The 16,752-nt window shown below is 73.1% G+C and carries 12 protein-coding genes; 7 read left to right on the top strand and 5 right to left on the bottom strand.

Annotated elements, in window-relative coordinates; translation table 11 throughout:
• Positions 1 to 314 precede the first annotated feature (314 nt).
• The 3 genes from OCT49_RS10695 to OCT49_RS10685 all read right to left on the bottom strand — a co-directional run bounded on the left by OCT49_RS10695 (position 315) and on the right by OCT49_RS10685 (position 4,861).
• On the bottom strand, positions 315 to 2,738 hold the full coding sequence (locus OCT49_RS10695; RefSeq protein ID WP_283851651.1) for a heavy metal translocating P-type ATPase: 2,424 nt from the start codon (positions 2,736 to 2,738) through the stop codon (positions 315 to 317).
• A 119-nt stretch (positions 2,739 to 2,857) separates the two neighbouring features.
• Positions 2,858 to 3,166: a heavy-metal-associated domain-containing protein gene (locus tag OCT49_RS10690; protein WP_283851650.1), complete on the bottom strand. Its 309-nt coding sequence runs from the start codon at positions 3,164 to 3,166 to the stop codon at positions 2,858 to 2,860.
• A 687-nt stretch (positions 3,167 to 3,853) separates the two neighbouring features.
• The gene (locus tag OCT49_RS10685; RefSeq protein WP_283851649.1) at positions 3,854 to 4,861 is read right to left on the bottom strand and encodes a sugar phosphate isomerase/epimerase family protein; all 1,008 of its coding nucleotides are present in this window, start codon (positions 4,859 to 4,861) and stop codon (positions 3,854 to 3,856) included.
• A 132-nt stretch (positions 4,862 to 4,993) separates the two neighbouring features.
• Between OCT49_RS10685 and iolC the strand changes: the two genes are divergently transcribed.
• The 5 genes from iolC to mmsA are packed head-to-tail and all read left to right on the top strand — an operon-like array spanning position 4,994 to position 11,318.
• Positions 4,994 to 6,094, top strand: a complete 1,101-nt coding sequence (gene iolC, locus OCT49_RS10680; protein ID WP_283851648.1) for a 5-dehydro-2-deoxygluconokinase — start codon at positions 4,994 to 4,996, stop codon at positions 6,092 to 6,094.
• Positions 6,091 to 7,035, top strand: a complete 945-nt coding sequence (locus tag OCT49_RS10675) for a Cgl0159 family (beta/alpha)8-fold protein (RefSeq protein WP_283851647.1) — start codon at positions 6,091 to 6,093, stop codon at positions 7,033 to 7,035. The genes iolC and OCT49_RS10675 overlap by 4 nt, the downstream gene beginning before the upstream one ends.
• Entirely contained in the window at positions 7,032 to 7,916 is an 885-nt protein-coding gene (gene iolB, locus OCT49_RS10670; protein WP_283851646.1) for a 5-deoxy-glucuronate isomerase, read from the top strand. The genes OCT49_RS10675 and iolB overlap by 4 nt, the downstream gene beginning before the upstream one ends.
• Complete coding sequence (iolD, locus tag OCT49_RS10665; RefSeq protein WP_283851645.1) at positions 7,913 to 9,793, top strand: 3D-(3,5/4)-trihydroxycyclohexane-1,2-dione acylhydrolase (decyclizing); 1,881 nt, start codon at positions 7,913 to 7,915, stop codon at positions 9,791 to 9,793. Before iolB ends, iolD begins: the two co-directional genes overlap by 4 nt.
• Positions 9,794 to 9,818: 25 nt before the next feature.
• A complete protein-coding gene (gene mmsA, locus OCT49_RS10660; protein ID WP_283851644.1) occupies positions 9,819 to 11,318 on the top strand; it encodes a CoA-acylating methylmalonate-semialdehyde dehydrogenase in 1,500 nt (499 codons plus the stop codon).
• Positions 11,319 to 11,389: 71 nt separating this feature from the next.
• Here the strand turns inward: mmsA and OCT49_RS10655 are convergent, their stop codons facing one another.
• Positions 11,390 to 11,812, bottom strand: coding sequence for a hypothetical protein (locus tag OCT49_RS10655; protein ID WP_283851643.1), 423 nt, complete (start codon positions 11,810 to 11,812; stop codon positions 11,390 to 11,392).
• Positions 11,813 to 12,039: 227 nt separating this feature from the next.
• Positions 12,040 to 12,813, bottom strand: coding sequence for a VC0807 family protein (locus OCT49_RS10650; protein ID WP_283851642.1), 774 nt, complete (start codon positions 12,811 to 12,813; stop codon positions 12,040 to 12,042).
• A gap of 463 nt (positions 12,814 to 13,276) precedes the next feature.
• Here OCT49_RS10650 and OCT49_RS10645 point away from each other — a divergent pair, with 463 nt between their 5' ends.
• Complete coding sequence (locus tag OCT49_RS10645) at positions 13,277 to 15,847, top strand: alpha/beta fold hydrolase (RefSeq protein WP_283855747.1); 2,571 nt, start codon at positions 13,277 to 13,279, stop codon at positions 15,845 to 15,847.
• Positions 15,844 to 16,752, top strand: coding sequence for an ABC transporter permease (locus OCT49_RS10640; protein WP_283851641.1), 909 nt, complete (start codon positions 15,844 to 15,846; stop codon positions 16,750 to 16,752). Before OCT49_RS10645 ends, OCT49_RS10640 begins: the two co-directional genes overlap by 4 nt.

The following is a 16,752-nucleotide window of genomic DNA, read 5'->3' as shown; positions in this document are numbered from 1 at the left end:
GCCGAAGCTCCTGGGTGCTCCTCGACCGCAGCGAACTGCGTCGTTCTTCACTCGTACTGCGGGTACCGCTGTACTGCGTGTGGTGCCGTACTGCTGTGGTGCCGTACTGCTCGTGCGATCTGCCGGGGTACGTACGCACGGGAGGGCCGCTCAAAGCTCCCCGGTGCACGTGCCCCGGCCAACGCTTGCCCGGAGCGTCCCCCAAGACACTCCGCGGACGTCCCCCAAGACATCCTTGGCATCGCACTCTTAGACTCACGAACCCGCCGGATGGTTACCCTGAAATCCATGTGATCTGGATCTCTTTGTGGAAATTAGGTGAAGGCGCGCAACCGCAGGCTGTTCGTCACGACGAAGACCGATGAGCACGCCATCGCCGCTCCAGCAATCATAGGGTTGAGCAGGCCAAATGCCGCAAGGGGTAGGGCGGCGACGTTGTAGCCGAATGCCCAGAAAAGGTTGCTTCTGATAGTGCTCAGGGTGCGCCGGGAGAGCCGGATCGCGTCGGCGGCCACCTTGAGATCTCCACGAACCAGCGTGAGGTCGCTCGCCTCGATCGCGGCGTCCGTGCCGGTGCCCATCGCCAGACCGAGGTCGGCGGTGGCGAGCGCGGCCGCGTCGTTGACCCCGTCGCCGACCATGGCGACCGAACGGCCCTCGGCCCGGATCTGCTCGATGACGTGCACCTTCTCCTCGGGGAGCACCTCGGCGTGGACCTCGTCGATCCCGACGGCACGGGCCACGGCCTCGGCCACGGCGCGGCTGTCGCCGGTCAGCAGGACGGGGTGGAGGCCCAGGGCGCGGAACTCCGCGACGGCCTCCGCGCTGGATTCCTTGATCCGGTCGGCCACGGTGAGGACACCGAGTGCCTCGCCGTCCCGGGCGACCGCGATGGCCGTACGCCCCTGGGCCGCCGCGTCCGCGACGGCGTCGGACAGCGCGCCGGGGAGGGCGATGCCCGCGTCGGCGAGGAGCTGTTCGCGGCCGACGAGGACGGCGTGGCCCTCGACGACGCCCTGGACGCCGAGTCCGGCGATGTTGGCGAAGTCCTCGGGGGTGGGGAGGGCGGTGCCGGTGCGTTCGGCGGCTCCGGCGGCGACGGCCTGGGCGATGGGGTGCTCGGAGGCGTGCTCGAGGGCGCCGGCGAGGCGCAGGACGTCGTTCTCGGTGGTGGTGTCGGTGGTGTGGACGGTGAGGAGGGTCATGCGGCCGGTGGTGACGGTGCCGGTCTTGTCGAGGACGATGGTGTCGACGCGGCGGGTGGTCTCCAGGACCTCGGGGCCCTTGATGAGGATGCCGAGCTGGGCGCCGCGTCCGGTGCCGACCATGAGGGCGGTGGGGGTGGCCAGGCCCAGGGCGCAGGGGCAGGCGATGATCAGTACGGCCACGGCCGCCGTGAACGCCGCGGTCACGTCATCCGTGGCGAGCAGCCATCCGGCCGGCGTGGCCAGCGCGATCAGCAGCACCACGGGGACGAAGACGGCGGAGATCCGGTCGGCGAGGCGTTGGGCGGCGGCCTTGCCGCTCTGGGCGTCCTCGACGAGTTTCGCCATCCGGGCCAGCTGGGTGTCGGCACCGACCCGGGTGGCCTCCACGACGAGCCGGCCGGAGGTGTTCACGGTGGCCCCGGTGACGGAGTCCCCGACGCCCACGTCCACGGGGACGGACTCGCCGGTGAGCATGGCGGTGTCCACGGCCGAGGCGCCCTCGACGACGGTGCCGTCGGTGGCGATCTTCTCGCCGGGACGGACGACGAACCGGTCGCCGACGGAGAGCCGGCCGACGGGAACGCGCACCTCCACGCCGTTCCGCAGGACGGCGACGTCCTTGGCGCCCAGGTGCATCAGCGCGCGCAGGGCGGAACCCGCCTTCCGCTTGGACCGTGCCTCCAGGTAGCGGCCCAGCAGGATGAAGGTGATGACGCCGGCGGCCACCTCCAGATAGATGGTGGAGGCGCCGTCGGTGCGTGAGACGGTGAGGTCGAAGCCGTGCCGCATCCCGGGCATGCCCGCGTCCCCCAGGAACAGCGCCCACAACGACCAGCCGAAGGCGGCCAGGGTGCCGAGCGAGACCAGGGTGTCCATGGTGGCCGCGCCGTGCCGGAGATTGGTCCAGGCGGCCCGGTGGAAGGGCAGCCCGCCCCAGATCACGACGGGAGCGGCGAGGGTGAGCGAGAGCCACTGCCAGTGGTCGAACTGGAGGGCCGGGATCATCGCGAGCACGACGACGGGGGCGGCGAGGACGGCCGAGACGATCAGCCGTTGCCGCAGCCGCCGCAGCGAACCGGCTTCTTCCGAGCCGTCGTCCTCGGTGCTGGTGCTGGTGCTGGTGCTGGTGCTGGTGCTGGTGGCGGTATCGATGCCGGTGGCGTCGTCGGCGCTGGTACCGGTGGCCGTTCCCGTGCCGGTGTCGTTCTCGGCGCCGGTGGGGGCGTCGGCGCCGGCATCCGTACCGGCGTCCGGAGGCGGGGCGGGGGTGGCGGCTTCGGGGTGGTCCACCGGCTGCGCCGTGTAACCGGTCCTCTCCACCGTGGCGATCAGATCCGTGAGGCCGGTCCCCGGACCGTAGGAGACCCGGGCCTTCTCGGTGGCGTAGTTGACGGTGGCGGTGACGCCGTCCATCCGGTTGAGCTTCTTCTCGACGCGCGCCGCGCAGGAGGCGCAGGTCATCCCGCCGATCGAGAGTTCGGCCCGCGAACTCTCCGCCGCCGGGGTCTCGGCCGCTGTTGCGCTGTGCATGTCCGAACTCCTGAAATGCCGACCGGGCCGTGCCCCACCAGTATCTGCTGGTGGGTCCGGCCGACGGCAAAGAGGGTGATTCGGTTGTTATCCGGTATGTCGGTGGTGCCCGAGGATGCTCAGGCCCGGCCGACGAGCTCGTAGCCGGCCTCGTCGACGGCGGCGCGCACGGCGTCGTCGGACAGCGGGGCCTCGGAGGTGACGGTCACCAGGCCGGTGGAGGCCACGGCCTTCACCGAGGTGACGCCCTCGATGCCGGAGACCTCCTCGGAGATGGCGCCCTCGCAGTGGCCGCAGGTCATGCCGGACACCTGGTAGACGGTGGTCACCGCGCCCGCCTGCGCGTCGGTGTCCGCGCTGTCGTGGCAGGAACCGGTGGGCGAGCAGCAGGAGCCGGTGGCCTGGGGGAGCTGGGTCTCGGCGGTCATGGTGTTCTCCTCTTCGACGGACGCGGAAGGTTGCGGTGTCGGGCGCCTCCGGAACTCCCCGGCGGCCCGACAACATCACTCTATACCCCTAGGGGGTATTAATGCGAGCCCTGTCGATGATTCGGCCCGGCGGCCCGCACGCCCCGGGCCGGCGAGCGCGGCCGGGCCGGTGCGATGGGCGTGATCACGATGAAGCCGCCAGCCGGGAAGAGCGGGAAGAGGGTGAACGTGTGCTCCCGCTCGGCAGTGGGAATCGGCGTGCATCCCTGGGCGAGGAGCATCCGGCCCGGGCCCGCCCCGGTCACCCTGGCGGCCGGCCGGATCGCGATGCCGGGCACCGAGTCCCGGAGCGAGTGCAGCACGGCGACGGCGGGATGCGTGCCGATCGCGGGCGCGGCGAAGCGAAAACGCCCGTTCGGCCGCCGGAAGGGTCGGCAGGGCCGCGCACGTCTGCCGGCCGATGGCGGAGATCAGGCCGCCGGGGTGCCCCGGCCGGTCGGGGCGAGGGCGGCGGACGGAAGGGCCGTGGTCAGGGCGGGGGTGGTCGCGGCCGCCCCGCGGGACGACGGCGTCTTTCGGATCACGGCGCGTCGTTCCCCGGGCGGTGGTGGGGCGTACGGCGTCGGCGCCCCGCCGGAACCGGGCACCGGCTTCCCGCCGAGGGCATCGCCGCGCACCGCCGCCACGTCACTGCCCGGGATCGTTCGGCCTGCCCGAAGCCCGGCCCGGCCCCCCGCCGCCGTCAGGGGCCGTGCCACCCTCCCGAGGCTCCCCGCCCTCCCGACGCCCGCCGCAGGAACGGAGGAACTCCCGGGTGCGGCGGGCGATGGGGAACGGCCGGTCGGGCGGACACGGATACATGTCCTGCTCGACGATGGCGAAGAGGTCGACGTCCAGCTTCCGGGCCGCGGCGAGCACCGGCTCCAGCGCGGGCACCCCGCCCGGCGGTTCACACATCACGCCCCGGGCCACGGCCGGCCCGAACGGCACCCCGTCCGCCACGACCCGGGCCAGCACCTGCGGATCCACCTGCTTGAGGTGCAGGTAGCCGATCCGTTCGCCGTAGGTCTCGATCAGCTCGACGCTGTCGCCGCCGCAGTAGGCGTAGTGCCCGGTGTCGAGGCAGAGCGAGACGAGGTCGGGATCGGTGGCGTCGAGGAAGCGGCTGACGTTCTCCTCGGTGTCGATGTGGGTGTCGGCGTGCGGATGGACGACGATCCGCAGCCCGAACCGGTCCCGCACCTCGCGGCCCAGCCGCTCCGTCTGGGCGGTGAGGTCGCGCCACTGCTCCGCCGTGAGCTCGCGGTCCTCCAGGACCTCGCCCGTCCGGTCGTCGCGCCAGAACGAGGGGATGACCACCAGATGCCCGGCCCCCATCGCCCGGGTGAGTGCCGCGATGTCGGCGACATGCGCCCAGGTCCGGTCCCAGACGCCCGGGCCGTGGTGCAATCCGGTGAAAACCGTTCCGGCCGAAACCGTGAGCCCCCGGCGGCTGGTCTCCTCGGCGAGGCGGGCCGGGTCGGTCGGGAGGTAGCCGTACGGGCCGAGCTCGATCCACTCGTAACCCGCCGCGGAGACCTCGTCGAGGAAGCGCCGCCAGGGCACCTGCCGCGGGTCGTCGGGGAACCACACCCCCCACGAGTCGGGTGCCGAACCGATGCGGATGCGGGACGGGGCGGGCGCCGAGGACGTCATGGCGCCCAGCCTTCCGGCCGGGGCGACAGGTGTCAATCATTCGTCCGTATGTCCGGACAAAGCATTGACACGATTGCGGGGCAGGGTTAGACCTGGGGTCAGTCGCCCCGGACGCCGGCCGAAGGGATGCTCATGCCTGAGCCGTACGACGTGATCACCATGGGCCGGATCGGTGTGGATCTCTACCCGTTGCAGAGCGGGTTGCCCCTGGCCGAGGTGGACACGTTCGGAAAGTTCCTGGGCGGCTCGCCGACCAACGTCGCCGTCGCGGCGGCCCGGCTCGGACGACGGACGGCGGTGGTGACCCGCACGGGCCGGGACGCCTTCGGGGAGTACCTGCACCGGCAGCTGCGGGAGTTCGGGGTGGACGACCGGTGGGTGACACCCGTCGACGCGTACCCGACACCGATCACCTTCTGCGAGATCTTCCCGCCCGACGACTTCCCGCTCCACTTCTACCGCAGGCCCAAGGCCCCCGACCTGGAGATCCACCCCGGGGAGCTGGACCTCGGGGCGATCCGGGCCGCCCGGGTCTTCTGGATGACGGGCACCGGCCTGTGCGCCGAGCCGAGCCGCGCCGCCACCCTCGCCGCCCTGCGCGCCCGCGACCGGTCCGGCACCACCGTCTTCGACCTCGACTGGCGCCCGATGTTCTGGGACGAGGCGGCGGGGGACACGGCGGAAGGGGCCCCGGTGGGAGGGGCCACCGGGGAAGGGGCTTCGGTGGAAGGGGAGGCCGCGGCGGAGGGCCCCGGCCCCGCGCCCCTCCCGGCCCCCGCGCCCCGTTCCGTCCCCGCCGCCCGCTACCGCGAGGCCCTCGCCCACGCCACCGTCGCCGTCGGCAACCTCGACGAGTGCGAGATCGCGACCGGCGAACGCGAACCGCGTGCGGCGGCCCGCGCCCTGATCGACGCCGGGGCCGAACTCGCCGTCGTCAAGAAGGGCCCCGGGGGCGTGCTCGCCATCCACCGCGACGGCACGGTGGCCGACGTGCCGCCGCTGCCCGTCGAGGTCGTCAACGGCCTCGGCGCCGGGGACGCCTTCGGCGGGGCGCTCTGCCACGGACTCCTCGCGGGCTGGGACACCGACCGCGTCATGCGGTACGCCAACGCCGCCGGCGCCATCGTCGCCTCCCGGCTCGCCTGCTCGTCCGCCATGCCGTTCCCGTACGAGGTCGAAGCGGCCCTGGCCGAGGGCGCCGTCGTCCCCCGCCCCACCGGAGCCGCCCCATGACACCCCCGGCCTCCTCGGTCCGCGACCTCGTCCGGCTGCGCGTGCACCATCCCGAGGCCGTCGCCGAAGCCGCGGCGCGCCGCCGCAGACGCCCCCTCGTCGGCGACCGCGGACGGCTGATGATCATCGCGGCGGACCACCCGGCCCGCGGCTCCCTCGCCGTCGGCGACCGCGAACTGGCCATGGCCAACCGCTTCGAACTCCTGGAACGGCTCTGCCTCGCCCTCTCCCGCCCCGGCGTCGACGGCGTGCTCGCCACCGCCGACATCCTCGACGACCTGCTGCTCCTCGGCGCGCTGGAGGAGAAGGTCGTCATCGGCTCGATGAACCGCGGCGGTCTCGCGGGCGCCGCCTTCGAGCTCGACGACCGGTTCACCGGCCACCGCCCCCAGGACCTCGCCCGGCTCCGCTTCGACGGCGGCAAACTGCTGCTCCGGATCGACTACGACGACCCCGGCTCGCTCGACACCATGCACGCCACCGCCCGCGCCATCGACGCCATGGCCGCGCACCGGCTGCCGGTCTTCGTCGAGCCGTTCCTCTGCCGCCGCAGCGGGGGCCGCCTCCACAACGACCTCGGTGCGGAGGCGGTGACCACCTCGATCGCCATCGCGTCGGGGCTGGCCGGGACCTCCGCGTACACCTGGCTCAAGGTCCCCGTCACCGACGACCCCCACGCCATGGCCCGGGTGATGGAGGCGTCGACGCTGCCCGCCGTGCTGCTGGGCGGGGAGGTGGGCGACGACCTGGACGGCGCGTTCGAGAAATGGCGCACGGCCCTGCGCCTGCCCACCGTCCAGGGGCTGGTGGTGGGGCGCTCGCTGCTCTACCCGGCCGGCGGGGACGTGGCCGCGGCCGTCGACACCGCCGTCTCGCTGCTGGAGCCGGCCGGATCCGGGAAAACGGAAACGGACCGGAGAACGGGTAGGGAACGGCCATGACGACGGACGACGAACAGCACCGCCACCACCTCCGCGCCGGAACCACGGCGAACGGCCCCTACGCCCTCGACATCGGCCCCGAGCAAGCCGGATGGGACCGGTCGGCCCTGCGCGTCCTGGAACTCGGCCCCGGCGGAATTCACACACTCGTCACCGGGGAATGCGAGTGGATCGTCCTTCCGTTGACCGGCGGCTGTACGGTGCACACCTCAGGTGAGATCTTTGAACTACTGGGCCGGGAAAGCGTGTTCAGCGGCGTGTCCGACTTCGCCTATGTACCGCGCGACGCCCACGCACAGATCGCCTCCGGCGCAGGAGGCCGCTTCGCCCTGGCAGGAGCGAAGTGCGAGCGACGACTCCCCGCTCGCTACGGCCCCGCGCCGGAGGTACCGGTCGAACTGCGCGGCTCGGGGACCTGCTCGCGCCAGGTCCACAACTTCGCCGCCGCCGACACCTTCGAGTGCGACCGGCTGATCGCCGTCGAGGTCCTCACCCCCGGCGGCAACTGGTCCTCCTACCCGCCGCACAAGCACGACGAGCACCGCCCCGGCGTCGAATCCGTCCTGGAGGAGATCTACTACTTCGAGGTGGAGCACGACGGCCTCGGCTACCACCGGGTGTCGCCGTCCCGGCCCGGCGGCACGGACGTCCTCGCCGAGGTGCGCAGCGGCGACACGGTCCTGATCCCCGACGGCTGGCACGGCCCGTCCATCGCCTCCCCGGGCCGCACCCTCTACTACCTCAACGTGATGGCGGGCCCCGGCGAGAAGCGGGAATGGCTGATCAGCGACCACCCGGAGCACGGCTGGATCCGCGACACCTGGCCGTCGCAGCCGATGGACCCCAGACTTCCCCTCCACGGGCCGGAGGACCGCCCATGAGCACCCGCCGCCTCACCACCGCCCAGGCCCTGGTGGCCTTCCTGGCCCGCCAGTACACCGAACGCGACGGCCGGCGGCAGCGGCTGATCGGCGCCACCTGGGGCATCTTCGGCCACGGCAACGTCGCCGGCATCGGCCAGGCGCTCGTCGAGTCGGGCCGGGCCATGCCCTACCTCCAGGGCCGCAACGAACAGGCCATGGTGCACGCCGCCGTCGGCTACGCCCGCCAGTGCGGGCGGCTCTCCGCGCACGCCGTCACCACCTCCATCGGCCCCGGCGCCACCAACCTCGTCACCGGCGCCGCCCTCGCCACCGTCAACCACCTCCCCGTCCTCCTCCTGCCCGGCGACACCTTCGCGGCCCGGCCCGCCGACCCGGTGCTCCAGCAGCTCGAAGTCCCGTACGCGGGCGACGTGTCGGTCAACGACTGCCTGCGCCCCGTCTCCCGCTACTTCGACCGGATCACCCGCCCCGAGGCCCTGGTCCCGGCCGCCCTCCAGGCCGTACGGACCCTGACCGACCCGGCGCAGACCGGTGCCGTCACCCTCGCGCTGCCGCAGGACGTGCAGGTCCAGGCGTACGACTGGCCGGAGGAGTTCTTCGCCGAACGCGTCTGGCACGTACGCCGTCCCGCCCCCGACCCGCAGGAGTTCGAGCGGGCGGTGCGGGCGGTGCGCGGCGCCCGCAGGCCACTGATCGTGGCGGGCGGCGGCGTCCACCACAGCGCGGCCGAGCACACCCTCGCCGCGTTCGCCGCCGCCACCCGCATCCCGGTCGCCTCCACCCAGGCCGGCAAGGGCTCCCTGCGGCACGACCACCCCGCCGACGTCGGCGGCATCGGCCACACCGGCACCGCGACCGCCGACGAGCTGGCCCGCACCGCCGACCTGGTCATCGGCATCGGCACCCGCTACTCCGACTTCACCACCGCCTCCGCCACCCTCTTCGCGAACCCCGGGGTCCGCTTCCTCAACCTCAACATCACCGGCTTCGACGCCCACAAGCTCGGCGCCCTCCCGCTCGTCGCCGACGCCCGCACCGCCCTCGAAGCCCTCACCACCGCGCTCGCCGAGCGCAACCACCGCGTCGACCCCGCCTACGAGACCGAGTACACCGACGCCAAGGAGCGCTGGGAACGGCGCGTCACCGCCGCGTTCACCGCCCCCGACCCGCACGCCCGCCCCACCCAGGCCCAGGTCGTCGGCCTCCTCGACGGCCTCGTCACCGAGGACGACATCCTGATCAACGCGGCCGGTTCGCTCCCCGGCGACCTGCACAAACTCTGGCGGGCCCGCTCCCCGCAGCAGTACCACGTGGAGTACGGCTACTCCTGCATGGGCTACGAGATCCCGGCCGCGATCGGGGTCCAGCTGGCCGCCCCCGACCGCCCGGTCTGGGCCCTCGTCGGCGACGGCACGTACCTGATGAACCCCACCGAGATCGTCACCGCCGTGCAGCAGGAACTCCCGGTGAAGCTGGTCGTCCTGCAGAACCACGGCTACGCGTCCATCGGCGGGCTCTCCGAGGCGGTCGGCGCCGAACGCCTCGGCACGGCCTACCGCCACCGCGCCGCGGACGGCACGTTCACCGGCCCCCCGCTGCCCGTCGATCTCGCGGCCAACGCGGGCTCGCTCGGGATGCGGGTGCTGCGCGCCAGGAGCGTGCGCGATCTGCGCGAGGCCCTCCGCGAGGCGCGGGCCGCGGACCGTCCCACTTGTGTCTACGTCGAGACCGAAACGGCAGACACAGTGTCGGGCCCCCCTCCGGCACAGGCGTGGTGGGATGTTCCCGTTGCCGAGACGGCCACCCGGCCGTCGGCCGTGAAAGCCCGGGAAGAGTACGACCGCCACGTCGCCGACCGTCGCCACCACCTCTGAAGACGCCATCGAAGGAGTTTCTGTCATGAAGACCGTCAACCACTGGATCGGTGGCAAGACCGTCGAGGGCGCGTCGGGCAACTACGGCCCGGTCACCGACCCGGCCACCGGAGAGGTCACCACCCGGGTCGCGCTCGCCTCCCTCGACGAGGTCGACGCCGCGGTCGCCGCCGCGAAGGACGCCTACGCCTCCTGGAGCACGTCCTCGCTGGCCACCCGCACGGCGATCCTCTTCCGCTACCGCGCGCTGCTGGACGCCCGCCGCGACGAGATCGCCGCCCTGATCACCGCCGAGCACGGCAAGGTGCACTCGGACGCGCTGGGCGAGGTCGCCCGCGGCCTGGAGATCGTCGAGCTGGCCTGCGGCATCACCACCCAGCTCAAGGGCGAGCTGTCCACCCAGGTCTCCAGCCGGGTCGACGTCGCCGCGATCCGCCAGCCGCTCGGCGTCGTCGCCGGCATCACCCCGTTCAACTTCCCGGCCATGGTGCCGATGTGGATGTTCCCGCTGGCCATCGCCTGCGGCAACACCTTCGTGCTCAAGCCCAGCGAGAAGGACCCGTCGGCCGCGAACCTGCTGGCCGAGCTGGCCGCCGAGGCCGGCCTGCCGGACGGCGTGCTGAACGTCCTGCACGGTGACAAGGTCGCCGTCGACGGCCTGCTGAACCACCCGGACGTCGCCGCGGTCTCCTTCGTGGGCTCCACCCCGATCGCCCGGTACATCCACACCACCGCCTCCGCCAACGGCAAGCGCGTCCAGGCCCTCGGCGGCGCGAAGAACCACATGCTGGTGCTGCCGGACGCGGACCTGGACGCCGCCGCCGACGCCGCCGTCTCCGCCGCGTACGGCTCCGCGGGCGAGCGCTGCATGGCGATCTCCGCGATCGTCGCGGTCGGCTCGATCGCCGACGAGCTCGTCGCCAAGATCAAGGAGCGCGCCGAGAAGATCAAGATCGGCCCCGGCAACGACCCGACGTCCGAGATGGGCCCGCTGATCACCGCCGCCCACCGCGACAAGGTCGCCTCCTACGTCGCGGGCGCCGCCGCCCAGGGCGCCGAGGTCGTGCTCGACGGCACCGGTCACACCGTCGAGGGCTTCGAGAACGGCCACTGGATCGGCCTCTCCCTGCTCGACCACGTGTCCACCGACTCGGACGCGTACAAGGACGAGATCTTCGGCCCGGTGCTGTGCGTCCTGCGCACCGAGACGTACGAGGAGGGCGTGGCCCTCATGAACGCCTCGCCGTTCGGCAACGGCACCGCGATCTTCACCCGGGACGGCGGCGCCGCCCGCCGCTTCCAGCTGGAGATCGAGGCCGGCATGGTCGGCGTCAACGTGCCGATCCCGGTGCCGGTCGGCTACCACTCCTTCGGCGGCTGGAAGGACTCCCTCTTCGGCGACCACCACATCTACGGCAACGACGGGGTGCACTTCTACACCCGCGGCAAGGTCGTCACCACCCGCTGGCCGGACCCGGCCGACGCCCCGGCGGGCGTGGACCTGGGCTTCCCCCGCAACCACTGATTCGTTCCGAGCCCCCTCCCCGCGGCCCGCACGGACACCTCCCCCGTCCGTGCGGGCCGTCCCGCGTGCGCTCACGCGCGTCGCAGACCCAGGTACTGGAGCGCGCCCATGGCCGCCACCGTCAGGCCCTGGAACACGATCCATCCGTTGCCGACGCCCGTCGCGGTCAGCGCGTCCACGGCGACCGTCACGACGCTCGCCACGGCCCAGGCCGTGTTCAGGGCGATGACGGCGGCGACCGGGCCGCGGCGGATGTTCTCCTGGCGGGAGACGGCCAGCACCCACAGCGCGTACCCGACGAGGAACACGCCCACCGGGTACTGCACCGAGAGGCGCACGCCGAGGAAGGAGTCCAGGACCGTGGCGAGCCCGAGGTATCCGAGGCCGTTCGCACCGGTGAGGACGGCGTCCGCCAGGAGGGCGAACCGGAGAAGGCCGTCGGAGCGGTCGGTGCCCGTCGCAGGGACCGTACCCGCGTTCCGGAACGACATCATGAGGTCTTCCTTTCGTTGCTGCGTCGCCGGTCCGGGTGCGGGACCGGAGGGGCGCAGGCCCCTGCGGGGAAGGTAATGACCGGCCCGCGAACGCCTCAATTACCGGAGAGGTAATGGCAGTCCGGCAGAAAAGGGCCGGGGAGGAGCCGCGAACGGCTCCTCCCCGGCCCTCGGCCTCCGGCCCCCCTCCGGCCGGTGGCCCGTCACCGGGTCATCGGGGCACCGGGTCACCTGGCGGAGGTCTTCTCCGTACGGGCGGCCTCGGCGATCATCCGCTGCATCGGGACGGCGCCCACCCGCCCCGAGACCAGGAACGCGGACACCAGCGTCGCCACCATGATCACCGTGCCGAGCCACACCATCGTCTCCACCGGCACCGTGTACGCCCCCACCGTCCGCACCACGCACTCGCCCAGCAGCGCCGCACCCCACACCATCGAGAACCGGATCTCCGCCCGCCGGAACGCCGCCGACCCGGCCGACAGCCGCTGCCAGGCGGCGGCCCTGTCCGCGTCGCCCCCCACCAGCCAGGGCCGCAGGCCCGCGGTCATCATCGGCTGCCCCTTCAGTGCGGTCACCAGGACGACGAGCCCGATGATGCTGCTCACCCCGCTGTCCTTGGCGAGCATCAGCCGCGGGTCGCCCACCACCAGACTCGTCAGCAGGCCCACCGCGTTGACCGTCACGATCAGCGCGGCCAGCCCGTTGAGCCGCTGCCCGCGCACCACGCTCCACACGGTGCGCACGGCCGGCAGCACGCTGCTCCAGGCCAGCGCGGCGAACGTGCTCATGCCCGTCGCCTTCAGCGTGTAGTACGAGGCGAGCGGAACCGCCACGTCCACCAGCAGCGGCAGCACGCTGTCCAGCACCGCCCTGCGCGGCGTGAACCGGCCGGTGGCGGCCGGGGCGTCCATGACCGGGACGTCCGCGACGGGGGCGGTGACGGCGGCGACCGGGACGACTGCGACGGGGGCGGTGACGGTGGCGGCCGGGCTGGTCATGACGGGTTCCTCTCCCGTGGGGCGGGGGCCTTGCGCGGCCCCGCTCTCGATGGGTACAGACTGGCCGCCGGGGCCCGTTGCCCGGCAGAGCCGCGTGTACCGAGGTCCGTATGACGAATGTCAGGGGCCCGGCATGACACCGCCGGGGACACCACACCGCCGAAGACGCTTCCGGGGACGCTTCCGGGGACGCCGCCCCGCCCCGGGAAGCACGCGCGGCACCGCGCGCCCGTCCCGACGACGCGCCCGTCCCGATGCCACGGCATACCGCGTCCGCAGTACGGCGGGCGGGCGCCGTACGTCCGGAGGAGGCCGAGGAGTTCCCCCTGGTGGCTGTCCGCGCGCGGCGGTCGTCCGCTTAGGGTCGGGGACCATGGACACCTCCGATGCGCATGCGCCCCGGTGGCGGCGACTGCTGCCCCGCAGGCGGAGCCGATGGGGCGCGGGCCTCGCGGCATTCGTCGTGCTGGCCGGTGCGGGAACCTGGACCGCCGCGGCCGACGACGGCGCGCCCGCCGTGCACCGCAAGGACCGGACGATGCGGTTCGACGGGGTGTCCATCGACACCTCGTACTTCACCACCGGCGGCACGGAACGCCGGCCGGCCGTGCTGATCGGCCACGGCTTCGGCGGCAGCAAGAACGACGTGCGGGCCCGGGCCGAGCAGCTGGCCGGTGCCGGATACGCCGTGCTGACCTGGTCCGCGCGCGGGTTCGGGAAGTCGGGCGGGGAGATCTCGCTCAACGCCCCCGACCGCGAGGTCCGGGACGTCTCCCGGCTGATCGACTGGCTCGCGGACCGGCCCGAGGTGGAACTCGACGCCGAGGGCGACCCCCGCGTCGGGATCACCGGCGCCTCCTACGGCGGAGCCGTCTCGCTCCTCGCCGCCGGGCACGACCAGCGCGTCGACGCCGTCGCACCGCAGATCACCTACTGGAACCTGGCCGACGCCCTCTTCCCCGACGGGGTCTTCAAGAAGCTCTGGGCCGGAATCTTCGTCACCACCGGCGGCGGCTGCCAGAAGTTCGAGAAGCGGCTCTGCGAGATGTACGAACGGGTCGCCGTCAGCGGAAAACCGGACGCCGCCGCCCGCGCGCTGCTGACCGAGCGTTCCCCGAGCGCCGTCGCCGACCGGATCCGGGTGCCCGCGCTCATCGTGCAGGGGCAGACCGACTCCCTCTTCCCGCTCGGCCAGGCCGACGCCATGGCCGGGGCGATCGGCGGCAACGGCGCCCCGGTCGCCGTCGACTGGATCGCCGGCGGACACGACGGCGGCGACCCGGAGACCGACCGGGTGCACCAGCGCGTCGGCCGCTGGTTCGACCGGTACCTGAAGGACGACGAGAACGCCGACACCGGCCCCGCCTTCCGCGTCACCCGCACCGGAGGCATCGACTCCACCGACGGGGCCGCCCTCGCGCGCGGAGCGAGCAGCGCCACCTACCCGGGGCTGGACAGCGGCAAGGAGGAGATCGGCATCGGGCGGCGGACGCAGACGTTCCGCAACCCCGCCGGGGCCAGTCCGCCGGCCGTCTCGGCCGTGCCCGGCGTCGGCGGCGGCCTCTCCCGGCTGTCGTCCCTCGGCGTCGGGCTCTCGCTCGACTTCCCCGGCCAGCACGCCCGCTTCGACTCGGCCCCGCTGGACGCGCCGCTGAACGTCACCGGCACCCCCACCGTGACCGTCGACCTCAGGACGGACTCCGGCGACGCCGTCCTGTTCGGGAAGGTGTACGACGTGTCCCCGGACGGCAGGCAGCAACTGCTGCCCTCCCAGCTGGTCGCCCCCGTCCGCATCCCGCAGGACCGGCAGGGCAAGGGTGTACGGCTCACCCTCCCCGCCATCGACCACCGCTTCGACGCCGGGCACCGGCTCCGCCTGGTCCTCTCCACCACCGACCTCGGCCACGCCTCCCCGGCCGCGCCCGCGACGTACACCGTGACCCCCGCCGGTCCGCTCACCGTCCCCACCGCCCCCGGCCTGAAAACCGCGGCGGCCCCGCTGCCCCGATGGACCTGGGCCCTGCCGGCCGCCGCCGTCGTGATCGCCGCCGCACTGCTGTTCACCGCCCGCCGCCGCACCGCGGCCCCCGCGCCCGACCCGGCGCTCGCCGACGTGCCGCTCCGGATCACCGGGCTGTCGAAGAAGTACGCGAAGTCCGCCGACAGGTACGCGGTGCAGGACCTGTCCTTCCGGGTCGAGAAGGGGCAGGTGCTCGGACTCCTCGGCCCCAACGGCGCGGGCAAGACCACGACCCTGCGCATGCTGATAGGGCTCATCACGCCCGACGACGGCGAGATCCGCGTCTTCGGACAGGCCGTCCGGCCCGGTGCGCCCGTGCTGTCCCGCGTCGGCGCGTTCGTCGAGGGGGCCGGCTTCCTGCCGCACCTGTCCGGGCGCGCCAACCTGGAGCTGTACTGGCAGGCCACCGGAAGGCCCGCCGAGGACGCGCACATCGAGGAGGCCCTGGAGATCGCCGGGCTCGGCGACGCCCTGGCCCGCGCCGTCCGCACGTACTCGCAGGGCATGCGGCAACGGCTCGCCATCGCCCAGGCCATGCTCGGCATGCCGGACCTGCTCATCCTCGACGAACCGACCAACGGGCTCGACCCGCCCCAGATCCGCGAGATGCGGGACGTGATGATCCGCTACGCCGCCGGGGGCCGGACCGTCATCGTCTCCAGCCACCTGCTCTCCGAGGTCGAGCAGTCCTGCACCCACCTCGTGGTCATGGACCGCGGCCGGCTCGTCCAGGCCGGCCCGGTCGCCGAGATCACCGGGTCCGGGGACACGCTGCTGGTCACCAGCGCGCACGAGGTGACCGAACCCCTCGCGGAGAAGGTCGCCGCGCTGCCCGGGATCGGCTCGGCCGCCCGCACGGAGGACGGCCGCGGGCTGCTCGTACGGCTCGACGGCGCCACCCCGGCCGAGCTGATCGCCGAACTGGTCCGGCTCGACGTGCCGCTGACCGGTGTCGGGCCGCACCGCCGACTGGAGGACGCGTTCCTCACCCTGATCTCCGGAGGCTCCGCATGAGTGCCGCAGCCGATGTCACCGAAACCGCAGACACCGCCGGGGCCACCGGGGCCGCCGTCGGGGCCCCCGGCTACCGCGCCCGGCACACCCTGCCGCTGCGGGTCGAGGCGATGCGCCAGCTGCGCAGACGCCGCACCCTGGTCATGGGCGGGGTGCTGGCGGCCCTGCCGTTCGTCCTGATCGTCGCGTTCGCGATCGGCGGCACCCCGGAATCGCGGGGCGGCGGCAACGACCGGATCACCCTGATGGACACCGCGACGGCCTCCGCCGCGAACTTCGCCGCGACCTGTCTGTTCGTGTCCGCGGGGTTCCTGCTGGTGGTGCCGGTGGCGCTGTTCTGCGGGGACACCGTCGCCTCCGAGGCCGGCTGGTCCTCGCTGCGCTACCTGCTGGCGGCGCCCGTGCCACGGGCCAGACTGCTGTGGAGCAAACTCGTCGTGGCACTCGGCTTCAGTCTCGCCGCGATGGTGCTGCTGCCGCTCGTCGCCCTGGCCGCGGGGGCCGTCGCGTACGGCTGGGGACCGCTCGCACTCCCCACCGGCGGCGCGCTCGCGACCTCGGACACCCTGCCCCGGCTGGCGCTCGCCGTCGCGTTCGTCTTCGTCTCGCAACTGGTCACCGCCGGACTGGCGTTCTGGCTCTCGACCAGGACCGACGCCCCGCTGGGCGCGGTCGGCGGCGCGGTCGGCCTGACCATCGTCGGCAATGTGCTGGACGCCGTCACCGCACTCGGCTCCTGGCGCGAATTCCTGCCCGCGCACTGGCAGTTCGCCTGGGCGGACGCGCTCCAGCCCGAACTGGAGTGGGCCGGCATGGCGAAGGGCGCGGCGATCTCGGTGACGTACGCGCTGATCCTGTTCGCCCTCGCCTTCCGGGGCTTCGGCCGCAAGGACATCGTGTCCTGA

This window comes from Streptomyces sp. ML-6 (assembly GCF_030116705.1).
Classification (GTDB): domain Bacteria; phylum Actinomycetota; class Actinomycetes; order Streptomycetales; family Streptomycetaceae; genus Streptomyces.
Note: the sequence above shows the minus strand (reverse complement) of the source record. Positions and strands in the feature narration are given on the sequence as shown.